Annotated in this window: 12 protein-coding genes; 10 read left to right on the plus strand and 2 right to left on the minus strand. The window is 43.0% G+C overall.

Features of this window, described 5'->3' with window-relative positions; genetic code table 11:
- Positions 1–77: 77 nt before the first annotated feature.
- From AC1DV1_RS01280 to AC1DV1_RS01300, 5 genes are all read left to right on the plus strand, one after another.
- Positions 78–1,766, plus strand: a complete 1,689-nt coding sequence (locus AC1DV1_RS01280; protein ID WP_477354032.1) for a sensor histidine kinase — start codon at positions 78–80, stop codon at positions 1,764–1,766.
- 11 nt (positions 1,767–1,777) lie between these two features.
- Positions 1,778–2,533 (plus strand): LytR/AlgR family response regulator transcription factor, encoded by a 756-nt coding sequence (locus tag AC1DV1_RS01285; protein ID WP_477354035.1) that lies wholly within the window; start codon positions 1,778–1,780, stop codon positions 2,531–2,533.
- A 34-nt stretch (positions 2,534–2,567) separates the two neighbouring features.
- Positions 2,568–3,479: an alpha/beta hydrolase gene (locus AC1DV1_RS01290; protein ID WP_477354038.1), complete on the plus strand. Its 912-nt coding sequence runs from the start codon at positions 2,568–2,570 to the stop codon at positions 3,477–3,479.
- Positions 3,480–3,515: 36 nt separating this feature from the next.
- On the plus strand, positions 3,516–3,971 hold the full coding sequence (locus tag AC1DV1_RS01295; protein WP_477354041.1) for an ankyrin repeat domain-containing protein: 456 nt from the start codon (positions 3,516–3,518) through the stop codon (positions 3,969–3,971).
- An 89-nt stretch (positions 3,972–4,060) separates the two neighbouring features.
- A complete protein-coding gene (locus tag AC1DV1_RS01300) occupies positions 4,061–5,608 on the plus strand; it encodes a glycoside hydrolase family 10-like protein (RefSeq protein ID WP_477354044.1) in 1,548 nt (515 codons plus the stop codon).
- Positions 5,609–5,869: 261 nt separating this feature from the next.
- Here the strand turns inward: AC1DV1_RS01300 and AC1DV1_RS01305 are convergent, their stop codons facing one another.
- A complete protein-coding gene (locus tag AC1DV1_RS01305) occupies positions 5,870–6,760 on the minus strand; it encodes a transglutaminase family protein (protein ID WP_477354047.1) in 891 nt (296 codons plus the stop codon).
- A gap of 43 nt (positions 6,761–6,803) precedes the next feature.
- On the opposite strand from AC1DV1_RS01305, the gene AC1DV1_RS01310 reads away from it, so the two are divergent.
- Entirely contained in the window at positions 6,804–7,418 is a 615-nt protein-coding gene (locus AC1DV1_RS01310) for a hypothetical protein (RefSeq protein WP_477354050.1), read from the plus strand.
- A gap of 179 nt (positions 7,419–7,597) precedes the next feature.
- Here AC1DV1_RS01310 and AC1DV1_RS01315 read toward each other — a convergent pair whose 3' ends face one another.
- On the minus strand, positions 7,598–8,731 hold the full coding sequence (locus AC1DV1_RS01315) for a BamA/TamA family outer membrane protein (RefSeq protein WP_477354053.1): 1,134 nt from the start codon (positions 8,729–8,731) through the stop codon (positions 7,598–7,600).
- 210 nt (positions 8,732–8,941) lie between these two features.
- Here AC1DV1_RS01315 and AC1DV1_RS01320 point away from each other — a divergent pair, with 210 nt between their 5' ends.
- The 4 genes from AC1DV1_RS01320 to nrfD all read left to right on the plus strand — a co-directional run bounded on the left by AC1DV1_RS01320 (position 8,942) and on the right by nrfD (position 16,024).
- Entirely contained in the window at positions 8,942–9,922 is a 981-nt protein-coding gene (locus AC1DV1_RS01320) for a deoxyhypusine synthase family protein (protein ID WP_477354056.1), read from the plus strand.
- A 251-nt stretch (positions 9,923–10,173) separates the two neighbouring features.
- The gene (locus tag AC1DV1_RS01325; RefSeq protein WP_477354059.1) at positions 10,174–11,430 is read left to right on the plus strand and encodes a c-type cytochrome; all 1,257 of its coding nucleotides are present in this window, start codon (positions 10,174–10,176) and stop codon (positions 11,428–11,430) included.
- Positions 11,431–11,467: 37 nt separating this feature from the next.
- Entirely contained in the window at positions 11,468–14,524 is a 3,057-nt protein-coding gene (locus AC1DV1_RS01330) for a TAT-variant-translocated molybdopterin oxidoreductase (RefSeq protein WP_477354062.1), read from the plus strand.
- A gap of 27 nt (positions 14,525–14,551) precedes the next feature.
- Positions 14,552–16,024: an NrfD/PsrC family molybdoenzyme membrane anchor subunit gene (nrfD, locus tag AC1DV1_RS01335; protein ID WP_477354065.1), complete on the plus strand. Its 1,473-nt coding sequence runs from the start codon at positions 14,552–14,554 to the stop codon at positions 16,022–16,024.

Raw genomic sequence — 16,024 nt, forward strand, 5'->3', positions numbered from 1 at the left:
TCATTGGGCGTTGTTAAGGCCCGCAGGTAAATACATTTTTGTGATGTAAATAATAATTGTAAACTTAAACACGCATCATGAAAAGTAAAATTTTTGTATTAATTGGCTGGTTACTACTTGGTATGGGCAACCTTTTTAAAGCACAGGCACAACAGGACAATGAACCACCCTTTGGCAATGTGATACAGGGCGACAACGTTGGATTTTTAGACGACCAGCTTTGGTTTGGGCAAAAGGAAATTCAAAAATATAAGGATAAAAGATTTGCCAAAAAAACACTGTTTTTGGCAATAAAGCTTAACCCGAAACTGAAGTACTTTTTTGGCAGCCGGGTATACTCTATCTCCAAACAATACCAAAGCTACATTATTGCCGATAGCACAGATGCCGAACTAATGGCCCTGGGCATTAATAAAGAAAATGTTGACGATTACCGGTATCATGTTGTTGAAAATGATAGCGTGGAAGTGGTGCCATGGACCAAACCCCGGCTCGAAAAAAAATATGGGGCAAAGTATCCATACGGTTTTATGGGTAAGTTTAACAGGCCCGGTAAACAATTGCTTGTAGAGGTTGTAAATATTCACGATTACAATATCAGGGATGGGGTAGTATTTGATTGGAGGGCCAATTTTACGCCGCAGGTTGGTGGAATATTTCTGGATGTGAAAGCCCCCGATGAACATATAGATGTTACTAATTTAAAAGCCAACAGGGGCTATGTAAAAAAGATTGACCCAAAAACAGGCTTGCCGCTTGATCTGAAGTTTTTTGCAGATAGTTTAGACGGCTTTGACGTTACTTTTATGCACCATGAAACCTATGCCTATGTAGCATACCTGGTTAAAAATATTGGCGGCAAAAGGGACACTGTGTTAATAAAAGACAGGATACTTGATAATTCGGTAACAATTACGCCGGATATGTTTAAAGTTCCGGGTAGGTACGAGGTGACTGTATGGAGTTTTGGGAAACGTGGAGGCGATAGCCAGTCTGTGAAAATTCCTTTCGAGGTTTTGGCCCCGCCCGAAAAAAAGGCATCCATCACCATAAAACAAGCCTTACCTTACATCATAGCAACACTCACGGGTGTTGTTTTGCTGTTTGGGGGCTATTACAGGCGCAACCAGGTAAAGTTGTTACGTGCGGCGCAGGAGAAGCAAACGGCCGGCTTAAAACTGCAATCCATCCGTGCTCAGCTTAACCCGCATTTTATGTTTAACGCTTTAACATCTATCCAAAACCTGGTAAATAAAAATGATATCGACGGTGCAAATCATTACCTCTCTAAATTTGCGGGCTTAACCCGACAAGTATTGGATACCGGCAACGAGGAATTAATAAGCCTGGAACAAGAGCTTGCTATTTTAGATGATTACCTGCAAATGGAGCAATTGCGCTTTGGCTTTAAGTATGAGATAACAACAGATCCTGATTTGAACCAAGCCAATATCGAAATTCCGGCCATGTTGCTGCAGCCCTTTGTAGAGAACGCGGTTAAGCACGGCGTAGCCATTTTAAAGGAGCAAGGCCGGATAATAGTATCGGTGAGCCGGCAGGGGCAGGACATTGTTTTTGCCATAAAAGACAACGGCAAATGGACAGCTACTGACAATCCTGTTGAAATAAGTGGTTACGGCTTAAAATTGAGCCAGGAACGTGTAGCTTTATTAAACCAGTTATATAAAGATCAGCCGCTGAGTTTACATATTGATAAGCAAGGGCAGGGTACTGTGGTAAGTATCCGTTTATCAAACTGGATATAAAATTTATGCCGATGAGTATCAAAAGTATTATTGTTGATGATGAGTCTAATAACATTGAAAACCTGCAACAGATCATCAAAACCTGGTGTCCGCAAATTGATGTTGTGGCAACAGCTTCAAATGCGGGCGATGCGATAGCCGCCATTAAAGCCAACCAGCCCGACTTGTTGTTTCTTGATATCCAGATGCCGGGACAATCGGGCTTTGATGTGTTGAGGGCTTTTGATAAAATAGATTTTGAAGTGATATTCATCACAGCCTATGATAAGTATGGCATCCAGGCCATTAAATTTTCGGCACTGGATTACCTGCTGAAACCGATAGATATTGCCGAATTTAAACTGGCCATTGAAAAGGCAACGCGAAAAATAAGCGGCAGGCAGCAAAATCACAGCATCGAAAACCTGTTGGAGTACATTAAGGCTGGCCAAAAAGAAACACCCAAAATAACCCTGCCCACGCTAACCGAGATCAGGTACGTAAAAATTACCGACATCGTCAGGTGCGAGGCATCAAACAACTATACCACTTTTTACCTGCAAAGCGGCGAGCAGGTATTGGTATGTAAAACACTAAAAGAGTTTGCTGATATTTTAAAACCTCATCATTTTGTACGTACCCATCAATCGCATTTAGTGAATGTTCAATTTGTAAAAAGTTATCTAAAAGAAGATGGCGGAACCTTATTGCTAAACGATCAAACCAAAATCCCCATCTCCCGCCAAAACCGCGAATTGGTAAAAGATACCTTGGGTAAAAGTTTATAATAAAAAACCTATAATTGCATATACCCAATAAATTATGAAAACCATTTTATCAGCCTTTATTTTCACCATGGCAACAACCATAGCCTATAGCCAGGAAAAACCGATGCCTTTGTATCCTAAGGGTGTACCAAATTCAAAACCTACCCCGGCAACATACGTAGAGAAAACCAATGGTGACTGGATTACCGGTGTAAGTATCCCAACGCTAACCGCCTATCTGCCCGAAAAGGGTAAATCTAATGGCGCGGCTATTGTGGTTTGCCCGGGCGGAGCTTACGCTGGTTTGGCTAATGCTCACGAGGGTATGGCCATATGCAAGGAATTTAATAAGATAGGCGTCACCGCCTTTTTACTGAAATATCGCTTGCCAAGTGATGAAATAATGGTTGATAGATCGATTGGCCCCCTGCAGGATGCGCAGATGGCTATATATACCGTTCGTAAAAATGCTAAGGAATGGGGCATTAACCCTGCAAAAATAGGTATCATCGGCTTTTCGGCGGGCGGGCACCTGGCATCAACGGAGGGGACACATTTTGATAAGCCGGTGATTGACGACAAAGACAACATTAGCCTGCGTCCCGATTTTATGATGCTGATATACCCGGTGATTAGCTTTGGCGAGCAGGCCCACGTTGGCTCGCGCGAAAATCTGATAGGTAAAACACCATCGCAGGCACAACTTGATCTGTACTCTAACGAAAAACAAATTACAGCCAACACCCCGCCCTCGTTTTTGGTGCATGCCGAAGATGATAATGTAGTACCTGTACAAAACAGCCTGATGTTTTACGATGCCTTATTGAAAAATAAAGTTAAAGCCGAGATGCACCTTTTCCAGGAAGGCGGCCATGGCTTTGGGATGAATAACTCAAAAAACAAAGGCAAATGGTTTGATTGGGCAACCAACTGGCTGGAAGAGAATGGGTTTTTGAATGGGAAGTAAATATCAACATGCTATAATTTAATCTACAACCATCTCGTGATAAAATATACGCTTATTATCGGTTTCCTGCTATTGTGCACCTGTGTAAAGGCTCAAACGTTAAATGATAAATTGGCTAAAGCCATTAGTGATAAGGACACCTCCATGGTTGAAACATTGCTTAAACAAGGAGCGGATGCTAATTACAAACAAAAACTTGGCAACGTGGAGATGAGTTTGTTGATATTAGCCGTAAATAAAAAAGATTATAAATCAGTTAAATTATTGGTGGATCATAAAGCCGAAGTTGACTGGAAGGATTGGTTTAGCACTACCGCCTTAATGTATGCTGCAAATTTAGGTAAAATCAATATTATTAGATACCTGCTTAAAAATGGTGCAGATATAAACGCGCATGATAACCAGGGTAATACGGTTCTATCTGCTGCAAAGGAAGGTAACCACCCCGAAGTCATAAAGCTGATAGAAGATAAATTAAACAAAACCAATTGATATAATCACCACGTTTTGAATTAAGATTGCCTAAATCAAAGGCAAACTTATATTGCATTCCGGTGCTTTATGTGCTGTAAATATATATCATGCTTGAAAAAATTTGCGTTTTAGCTTTTTTACTCGCCTTTTGCTTTTTTAATGTACAGGCTCAACAACTTGTTGATAGTAGTTCGGTTGCTCACCCTAAACGCGAGTTCCGCGGCGTTTGGGTAGCCACTGTCGAAAATATCGATTGGCCGGCTACGCCTAATGAAACTACAGCCCAACAGCAACAGGAATTATTAACCATTTTAAATGCCCATCAAAAAACGGGTATCAATGCTATTATGCTCCAGATTCGGCCGGCGGCTGATGCTTTTTATGCCAAAAGCCGCGAGCCCTGGTCCAAATGGCTTACCGGGAAGCAAGGCCTGGCGCCCAATCCTCTTTATGATCCCCTGGAGTTTGCAGTTATCGAGGCGCACAAACGCGGGATGGAGTTGCATGCCTGGATAAACCCATACAGGGCAACCAAGGATAGTGCCTATTCGCAGCTTAGCCCGCAGCATATTACCCGTATAAAACCCGAATGGTTTTTTACTTACGGCGGTATGAAGCTATTTAACCCCGGCCTGCCCGAAGTAAGGGAATACATAGTTCAGGTGGTGTTGGATATGATAACCAATTACGATATCGACGGCATCCATATGGACGATTATTTTTACCCTTACCATGTAGCAGGCCAGCAGATAAACGATCAGCAAGCCTATCAGCAATATGGTAAAGGTTTTACCAGTATTGACGATTGGCGACGCGATAATGTAAACACCCTGATAAAAATGCTGAACGATAGCATCCATCAGCACAACCCGCGCATGAAGTTTGGCATCAGTCCGTTTAGTATTTGGGCCAACAAAACCCAGTTAGCCGATGGTTCTGATACGCATGGCAGCGATTCGTACTTTGCTCTGTATGCCGATTCGCGCAAGTGGGTGCAGGAGGGCTGGGTAGATTATATTAACCCGCAGTTATACCGCCCCATTGATGATAAACTGGTGCCTTTTAAAACGATGATTGACTGGTGGGGCAACAATGCCTATGGCCGGCATTTGTACATTGGGCAGGCGCCATACCGTATTATCGAAAACAAACTGCCCGGTTTCAGATTGCCGGGCCAGTTTCCGGGCCAAATTCAATACCTGCGTAAAAATTTAAGGGTGCAGGGTAGTGTATATTTTAGTTCCAACTCATTAATGAATAATCCGCTGGGTTTTACAGATTCGTTGCGGGTTAACTATTACCATTACCCGGCCCTGCCGCCTGTGATGCTCTGGCGCGATTCAATAGCGCCCAATGCGCCGGTAGGGCTTATTGCGAAGCCGGAGCTCAATGGGGTTAAACTGATGTGGCAAACGCCATTGATGGCAAAAGATAATGAGCCTGTTTATGGCTATGTAGTTTATCGTTTTAGCACAGGTGCTAAACTAAACTTAGATAATGCCGAAAACATATTAAGCATCCAATATAACAACAATACCCTCTATTTGGATACCACCGCGCAGAAAGGTAAAACCTATACTTACATAGTAACGGCAATTGACCGGTTAAAAAACGAAAGTGAAAAGGCGTTGCCGGTAGATGGGGCGAGGTTGTAAATATGCCAATTGAAATTTAAGATTACGTACTTGAGCAGAAAACTAATATAACGCAATGTTATTTTGAATCCTTTTAAGGGCTGGCAGGTGTGGGGAAAAGGTTAGAAATCTTATACGCCTTGTATTTCACGGGAGCAAGGCTGTATAGCAAGTCTTCAACGCCATGTATTTCATGGGAGCGCGGTCATAGCAAATCGTATAAGATTTTTCGCTACGCTTAAGAGATAGTTTCTCACTCGTGCCCCGTTTCGAAATGACAATTTATTTCATTATACGCTGATTTATTCCAGGATTATTATCCAATATCGCCAGCAATTCATTCAACTCCACCACCTTCTCGGCCGACCCTAAGTTTTCATAGGCACTTATCAGGTTACGGATAACGCGTTTAATGATATCGGTGTTGGAGCAGGGCTCGTAAAACTGCTTATCAAATTTAAGGTTAAGCTGTTTTAAAAACATATCCACATCGCGGCGGCCAAAAATAAAACCTTTATTAAATGCATTGATGTAAAACAGCACACCACCTTCAAAGTTGTTCTCCATGCTTTCATCAACATAGGCCAAAATAAAATGCTGAGGCAGGTTTACGCCATATACGGGCACATCCAGCTTTTGGGCAATGATGGAGTAGATGATGGCCAATGATATCTGGTTGCCTTTTTTTGTTTCGAGCACCTGGCTCAGATAGCTGTTTTGCGGGTCGAGGTGGTTGGATATATTACCGCTAAATCCGTAAATATTGTAAAATACATGGTTGATGAGCTTGATCTGCTCCTTGGGGCTGGCCTCGTTCATCATGTGAATCCAGATGTCGCGTTTGATTGATTCTACCTGGTTAATTACCCTTTGCTCGTCCAGGTCGGGGTATTGATAGCGGTTGATGATCAGGATGCCCTGTAGTAGGTCAAAAGCGCCGCTTTGGTGCCACAGCTGCAGGTCGGTTTTTAATGATCTAAACTGAATTTCATGTACAAGGTTAGCTATCCGTTCTTGCTGTACAGCATCAAAAGCCTGCTCAAAAGCGGTTTCAAGGTAGGCAATTACCTCGCTGCCGTAGCCAAGCAGTTTTTCGTGAACGTGATCATATATCTCGTTATCGGGGTCGTCCAGCAATCGGATCAAAGAGTTTACTTCTGTCGGATTTATCATACGCTATCATGCTAAAATACTAAACTTTTTTACTTTTGCGGCGATGTGGAATCTCAGATTTGTGCAAGATTATTTAAAACACCGGTTTACGGCCAATAACCGCCATGGTATACACTCGCCATTTGTATATAAACTGATAGACCATGTAATTTATGATTACGCCAGCCAACAAGTATACCACGAGCCCGGATTTGTGCCAGAAAAAGGAGAGGGGAGGGCTGGACTTAAGCCGAAAGTTGCTCAATTGATTTACCGGGTAACAAAGCATTTTAACCCGGCAATAGTAGTCGAGTTGGGGACAAATAACCAGCAGACAAGCTCTTATCTGCAAAAAGCAGCACCCAAAGCTAAATTCTATCTCCCTCAAAATGAAAGCGAATTTATTACATTAAATAAAATACCATCGGGCCTGGTAGTTTTCCATGGCGAAAACCTCGAAGAAAAAACACTGCCTTACTTCAATCAATACCTGGACAAAATTAACCCGGATACCATCATGATTTTTACCGGTTTGCATACCGCTAAAAACCTGAAGCAAGCCTGGAGCCAAATCAAGCTAAACCCCAAAGTTACCCTCACCATTAACCTGTTTTGGATAGGCCTGGTGTTTTTTAAGCAAGACAGGAAAGAGCGGGAACATTTTAAGGTACGATATTGAGGATTTGCAGCGCGGTTAAATTAGGTTGTACGTTTGACGTTGTACGTTTGACGTCGTACGTTTTTATTAGTAATGTGCTAAGATGAGACGATGTAGCTTGATTATTTTGGATGATCGAAACGTATAACTTACGACGTCAAACGTACAACGTCAAACCTATAACCTACCCAATGTGCCACTCAAAACGCCTGTCCCAATGCTGCATAAAACCCGCTTTGGCGTTTTTCCCCGGGATTTTTTTGGCCTATGCCGTAGTCGGCACGGATGCTTAGGCCTTTTTCAATGTCGAAAAAGTAGCGTACACCGCCGCCATAGTTGGGTTTTAGTTGTGCCCAGCTAAAGCTTTTGTTAAATACTTCGCCGGTGCCTGCAAAGGCTACAAAACCAATACGCGGACTTAGGCGATAACGCAGCTCTGTTTGACCGGCAAGCATGTTACGATCTCGGTACCTGCCGTTATAATAGCCACGCATGAGCTCATCATTCCCCAGCGCAGGCAACCAATAAAAAGGCGAACTGCGGCCGGTAAGGCTCTGTTCCTGTATGTCTACTCCTAAAACCAGCTTTTTTGTCAATGCAAAAAACTGGGAGTACTCTGTATTTAAAAAGCCACCGTTATAACCCTTGTTGCCAAATCCCTTAATTATCTCAAACGAGCTGGTAATTATCATCCCTTTTGTAGTGTAGGTATTGTTATTGCGGCTATCAAATGTTATGCTGGGCCCAAGGTATATATTACTGCCCCCGCCGTGGTTTTCTACCCGCCGGTCGGTATAAAAAATAGTATTGGTTGGTTCGGGAGGAATTCTGTATCTAATAGCCCCAGCCACTATACCTGCGTAAAGCCTGTCAGATAATTTCTTTTCGACGCCAACATACAATTTAGTCCGTTTTTGCCCAATACGCACCGCATCGGCGCTGAGGGTATTATTACCAATACCATAAAAGTTAACCGGGAAATTGATAAAACTAATACCCGCGGTGTAATGGTACCCATTATCGGGTGTCCAATAACTGGTATTTAAACTTAAGCGGCTTTGGCCTTTGGTGGTTATTGTGGCATAACCAAAGACGCTTGATACCCGGGTGCTGCTTTTTAGCGAATCGCTGTAAAAGGAATACAGGCCTGCCCCGCCCACCTCGAGGCCGGTTTCCGGTGCTGAGCTAAGCACCGGTAAAATAACAAAACTGCTTTTTTTACTGGTATCCTTATTTAAATACATTTTGCGCAAAAACTTTGGGAGAATGTGCGATTGTGAAAAAGCGGATTGCAGGAAAAATATCAGCAACAACGAGGTAAAGAATGTTTTCATATAAATTCAGCTAATATAACCCCATTTTTGTGATAAGGTTGATAGCGTAGGGACATTTTAAAGTAAAAAGTAATAAAAGACCTTTTGCTTTATTGGTATTCAGGTGCCGCGTTAAAATGATAACAAACAAGTAACATCAATAAAATTTCATTTAAAAATCATAATCCCGCAAAATTCCTACTTTTACAGCTGAATTTTTATTGATATACTATGAGCATCACACGAGGACCAATTTCGCAGTTTATTGAACGCAACTACCTGCATTTTAACTCCGCAGCATTAATGGATGCCGCCAAGGGATATGAAACCCACCTTGATGAAGGCGGTAAAATGATGGTTACCCTTGCCGGCGCAATGAGCACCGCCGAACTGGGGATTTCATTGGCCGAGATGATTCGCCAGGATAAAATAGCCATTATCTCCTGTACAGGTGCCAACCTGGAAGAGGATATCATGAACCTGGTAGCGCACTCGCACTACAAAAGGGTGCCCAATTACCGCGATTTAAGCCCGCAGGAAGAGTGGGATTTGTTAGAGAATCACTACAATCGCGTTACCGATACCTGTATTCCCGAAGAGGAAGCTTTCCGCAGGCTACAAAAACACATCCATAAAATATGGAAAGATGCTGATAACAGCGGCGAACGTTATTTTCCGCACGAATACATGTACAAGATATTGTTAAGCGGCGAGCTGGAGCAATATTATGAGATAGATCCTAAAAACTCATGGATGCTGGCTGCTGCCGAAAAAAACCTGCCTATTGTGGTACCCGGATGGGAAGATAGCACCATGGGCAACATATTTGCATCATATCTTATCAAAGGCGAGCTGAAAGCATCGACCATGAAGAGTGGTATCGAATATATGGCCTGGCTTGCCGATTGGTATACCAAAAACTCATCGGGCAAAGGCATAGGCTTTTTCCAGATAGGTGGGGGTATTGCAGGCGATTTCCCGATATGCGTTGTGCCTATGCTTTACCAGGATATGGAGATGCATGATGTACCTTTCTGGAGCTATTTTTGCCAGATATCTGATTCAACAACATCATACGGATCATACTCAGGCGCTGTGCCAAACGAGAAGATAACCTGGGGCAAGCTGGATATTCATACGCCTAAGTTTATTGTTGAGAGTGATGCCACTATTGTAGCCCCGCTTATATTTGCCTGGATATTAAAACAATAAAAAGTTTATAATCGATATTGATGGTGAAACCATCAATAAATTTTCAAAATGGCATTAATATGCTTTAAAGAGTATTTAAATGACATTTTTGTGTTTATTTAGAACGATTATAAATTATAGGTTACTGTCATTTATGTGTCAGCGATACTGTAATAAATTTTACTTTTGTGGCTGTAAAAAGCAGATGGGTTACACATCTTTACAGCAGAATAAAACATTAATATAAAAATTATTTAGCATAAATACACTTTATGAGAAGTTTCTCATTGATTTTTAAACAATTCTCAAGGTCGGTTTTACTGATTGTTGGGTTTGCTTTTTGGGGTTTTTCTGCTGCTTACGCGCAAACAGACGCTGCTAAGGGCGAAACCATTTTTAAAGCCAATTGTACGGCCTGTCACAAGATTGCAGAGCGAATGACCGGCCCTGCACTGGGTCCGCAGCTTACCTCTGAAACCGATGATAAGTACCTTATCAGTTGGATTCAGAATAACCAGGCCTTAATTGCTGCCGGTAACCCTAAGGCTCTTAAAATTGTTAAGGAGTTTGATGGTAAGGCAATGACCACTTTTACCAATCTTTCTGACGCCGACGTAAGTAATGTAATTACTTACATCCGTGCAGATTGGAAAAGAATTCAGGACGAAAATGCAAAAAAACCGGTTGGCCCTGTTGAAGCAAAAGGCCCAAGTGAACTGGTTGTTTGGGGCTTAGTTGGCATTGTCATTATCGCTTTCATCTTAATACTTGTTTTAAACAAGGCTACCAATTCGTTGGAGCGCGTATTAGCCAGCAACCCAAACATTGTAGTTGAAGATGAGGTTGTTGCCGAAGCCGATAAAAACGTACTGCTTAAAAAGATCCTTAAAAACAAAAAACTGGTATTCTTTATACTGGTTTGCGGCACCATTGCGATGGGCAGCTGGGGATGGGTTACCTTGTGGAACACCAACGTGCACACAGGTTATCAACCGGTACAGCCAATCAAATACTCACATGAACTGCATGCCGGGCAAATGAAAATTGATTGCCAGTATTGCCACGGCGGTGCTTACAAATCAAAAAATGCTTCTATCCCATCACTAAACGTGTGTATGAACTGCCACAAGGTTGTTAAAACCGAATCGGCAGAGATTCACAAAATCTACGATGCTTTGGGTTACGATCCTAAAACTGATAAATACGATAGCACCGCAGCCAAGCCAATCCAATGGATTCGTGTTCATAACCTGCCCGATCTGGCTTACTTTAACCACTCGCAACACGTAAAGGTTGCCGGTATTAAATGCCAGGCTTGCCACGGTCCTGTTGAAACCATGAAAGAGGTTTACCAATACTCGCCGCTTACCATGAAATGGTGTATTCAGTGCCACAAACGCACCGAGGTTAACGCCAAAGGCAACGCTTATTACGACAGCATACTTGCAGCACATGATAAGATTAAAAAAGGCGAAAAAGTTACTGCCGCTGTTTTAGGTGGTATCGAATGCGGTAAGTGCCACTATTAATAAATAAGAATTTAGCATTACAGTTTATATAGCTTAAATGGACAGCAATAAAAAATACTGGAAAGGTTTAGAAGAACTAAACAAAACCCCAGAATTTGTTGAGAAAAATAAAAACGAGTTTGCAGAGCCTATCCCTATCGAGGATTTGCTGAGCGGATCTGGTTTATCGGCTAAAACCCCACGCCGCGACTTTTTAAAGGCGCTTGGCTTTGGTGTTGGTGCTGTTACGCTGGCTGCTTGTCAAAAAGTGCCTGTACACAAATCAATCCCTTACCTTATAAAACCTGAGGAAGTTACACCTGGTGTAGCTAACTACTACTCTTCATCATATGAAGGGCAGGCTATTTTGGTAAAAACCCGTGAAGGCCGCCCTATTAAAGTAGAAGGTAACCCTAACGATATTTTTGCAAAAGGTGGTTTAAGCGCGCAGGGCCAGGCTTCGGTGCTTGATCTGTACGATGCAAACCGCACCCAGGACCCTAAAATTAATGGCGCAGATGCAGCATGGCCCGAAGTTGATGCGTATGTATTACGTGAGCTTGCCGCTGTTGCAGCATCAGGTAAAGGCATCCGTATAGTTACATCAACTGTACACAGCCCGTCTACCTTAGGTGTTATTGCCGATTTTATTGCAAAATACCCAACTACAAAACATATCAATTACGATGCGGTATCATACACCGGTATTATCCAGGCTAATCAAAACAGCTTCGGTAAAGCGGTATTGCCACATTACAATTTTGATAAAGCAGAAGTGATTGTAAGCTTTGGTGCCGATTTCCTTGGTTCATGGATCTCGCCTGAAGAGTTTACCCGCCAGTACGTATCAAACCGTAACAGCAAATCGCTTGAGGCAAAGAAAATGTCTCGCCACATTCAGTTTGAGGCAGGAATGAGCTTAACCGGTACCAATGCCGATAACCGTTTCCCTGTTAAACCATCTGAAGAAGGCGTCGCTTTATTAAGCTTATACAATGCTATTGCCGGCACAAGCCTGGCAGGTGCAAAAAAATTAAGCAATAAGGCTGCTGATACAGCTATCACTTTAGTTGCTAAAGAATTGTTGGCAGCAAAAGGTAAAGCGCTGGTAGTTGCAGGTTCAAATGATGTTGCTACACAAACTTTAGTAAACGCCATCAACTCCTTATTAGGCAGCTATGGCAACACTATTGATTTGGATAACCCGTCAAAACAATACGCCGGTAACGATCAGGATTTTGTTGGCTTTGTAACCGAATTGGCTGCGGGCTCAATTGGCGCGGTTTTATTCCTGAATGCCAACCCTGCTTACGATTACTTTAAAGCAAAAGAATTTACAGAAGCACTTAAAAAAGCACGTTTAACTATATCATTCTCTGATCATGGCGACGAAACCGCTTTACTATCAAAAGTAGTAGCGCCAAATCACCATTATTTAGAGTCATGGGGTGATGCCAACGCTGTTGAAGGTTATTATACAGTAATACAGCCAACTATCAACCCTGTTTACAATACCCGCCAGGCCGAGCATAGCTTATTGGTTTGGGCCGAAAACCCGGTTAAAGATTACTACACTTATGTACGTAACACCTGGGATAAAGGCTTATTAGCTAAGGGCGGTTTATCTGGTCAAAAAGGATGGGAAAGCTTATTGCAGGCAGGTTTGGTAAAAGCCGCCCCTGCAACTGCCGGAACCTACACTTTCAGCCACGATTTAAATGCGGTAGCACAAACTATTGTTGACCATAGCAACAGCCTTGTATCTGGTGATAAATTTGAATTACAGGTTTATCAATCGGTAGCGATGGGCGATGGTAAACGTGCCAACAACCCATGGTTACAGGAGTTGCCAGACCCGGTATCTAAAGTTACCTGGGATAACTTCGCGGCCATGTCGATGACTGATATTCAGAAATTGGGTTTCGAAGAAGGTGATGTAATTAAAGTAGAAGCTAACGGGTACTCAGTTGAAGTTCCGGTATTGGCACAACCAGGCCAGGCACAGGGCACTATATCAATTGCTGTTGGTTACGGTCGCGTTAGCGCAGGCCTTGTAGGTAACAACGTTGGTAAAAACGCTTTCCCTTTCTACAGTTACCGTAACGGTACTTTCCAAACTACCGCGGTTATTACCGATTTCAAAAAAACAGGTATTATATCGCCGCTTGCGCAAACACAAACCCACCATTCCTACGAAGGCAGGAGCGTTATTCGTGAAGCTTCATTCACCGCATACAAAAAGAACCCTGCTGCCGGTAGCGGTAACGAGGGCGAACATAAAGATTATAACAAAACATCGCTTTGGGATGATCATGACCGCCCTGTTTACAACTGGGTTATGGCTATTGACCTTAACGCCTGTACCGGTTGCGGCGCCTGCGTTGTAGCTTGTAGCGCCGAAAACAACATCCCGGTTGTAGGTAAAGACGAGGTAAAACGTCGTCGTGAGATGCACTGGATCCGTATTGACCGTTATTACAGCTTTAACGATCATGGCGATAGCGAAGAGGCGATAACCAAAGAGAAAGATATTGCTAAACTTACCAATTTTGATAACGTATCGGTTGTTCACCAACCAATGCTTTGCCAGCACTGCGATCACGCACCTTGCGAAACAGTTTGCCCGGTATTAGCAACCGTTCACTCATCAGAAGGGTTAAACCAAATGGCTTACAACCGTTGTATAGGTACACGTTATTGCGCAAATAACTGCCCTTACAAAGTACGCCGCTTTAACTGGTTTAATTACTGGAACGACTCGCGTTTTGATAACTACCTGAATAATGAGCACACACAATTAGTATTAAACCCTGATGTTACTACACGTTTCCGTGGGGTAATGGAAAAATGCTCCATGTGCGTTCAACGTATCCAGGCTGGTAAGTTAAAAGCCAAAATCGAAAAACGTCCGCTTAAAGATGGCGAGATCAAGGTTGCCTGTCAGCAAACCTGTTCTGCAAACGCTATTGTTTTCGGTAACGCAAATGACCCTGAGTCTGAAGTTTCAAAAGCATTGAAGAGCGAAAGAACTTATTACGTGCTTGAAGAGTTAAACGTACAGCCAGGTATTGGTTACCAGGTTAAGGTTAGAAATTTATCAGAATTAGAGGCTTAAATTTTTTATATACAGATAACAAAATATATGTCATCTCATAGTGAATCAATAATAAGGGAACCGTTAATTACGGGTGAAAACATCACCTACGGTCAGATTACTGACGATGTATTACGCCCCGTAGAAAATATGCCAGGTAAGGCCTGGTGGATCGGTTTTAGTGTAGCATCATTGGGCGCCCTGCTTTGGGTTGTTGCCATCAGCTACACATTCTGGTTTGGAATCGGCGCCTGGGGCTTAAACAAAACAGTGGGATGGGCATGGGATATTACCGGCTTCGTTTGGTGGGTAGGTATTGGTCACGCCGGTACGCTTATCTCGGCAGTATTGCTGTTGTTCCGTCAAAACTGGCGTAACTCTATCAACCGCTCGGCCGAGGCGATGACCATCTTCGCGGTAATTTGCGCCGCCACCTATATCGGTGCGCACATGGGCCGCCCATGGATGGCTGTTTATTCATTACCATTGCCAAACCAATATGGCTCATTATGGGTAAACTGGAACTCTCCGCTTATCTGGGACGTATTCGCGATATCAACTTACTTCTCGGTTTCATTGGTGTTCTGGTACACAGGTTTATTGCCTGATATCGCTACCATCCGCGACCGTGCAACCGGTTTACGCCGCCGTATATATTCTGTAATGTCATTCGGTTGGACAGGTTCGGTTAAAACCTGGCAACGTTTCGAGACCGTGTCACTAATCCTGGCCGGTATCTCAACACCACTGGTACTTTCGGTACACACCATTGTATCTATGGACTTTGCAACTTCACTGGAACCAGGATGGCACACCACCATCTTCCCTCCATACTTCGTTGCGGGTGCTATCTTCTCGGGTTTCGCCATGGTACAAACGCTGTTATTAGTAGCACGTAAAGTATTAGGGTTAGAAAACTACATCACCATGTTCCACATCGAATCGATGAATAAAATCATCCTTTTAACCGGTTCAATAGTGGGTGTGGCTTATTTAACCGAGCTTTTCATCGCATTTTACTCTCAGGCAGAATACGAGCAATACGCGTTTATGAACCGTATCTCGGGTCCGTACTGGTGGGCATACTGGAGCATGATGACTTGTAACGTAATTACGCCGCAGTTATTCTGGTTCAAAAAAATCCGTACTAATATTCCATTGGCCTGGACACTGTCAATCGTAGTAAACATCGGTATGTGGTTTGAGCGTTTCGTAATTATCGTAACCTCGCTGCACCGCGATTATATCCCTTCAAGCTGGGCTATGTTTTATCCAACCTGGGTTGATGTAAGCATCTTTATCGGGTCTATCGGTTTATTCTTTACCATGTTCCTATTGTTTGTGAGGGTGCTGCCTTCAGTGGCAATGGCCGAGGTGAAACTGATCCTGAAAAGCTCAAGCGAGCAAGCTAAGAGAAAATTACTTGAAAGTGGCCATGTTGAACCTGCCGAGGCTGAGTTCTACATCGGTTCATTAGGCAAGTTTGATAGTGTTGACCAATCATCATACGAAAAAGTATAA

The sequence above is a fragment of the Mucilaginibacter sp. P4_D1 genome (genome assembly GCF_056401935.1).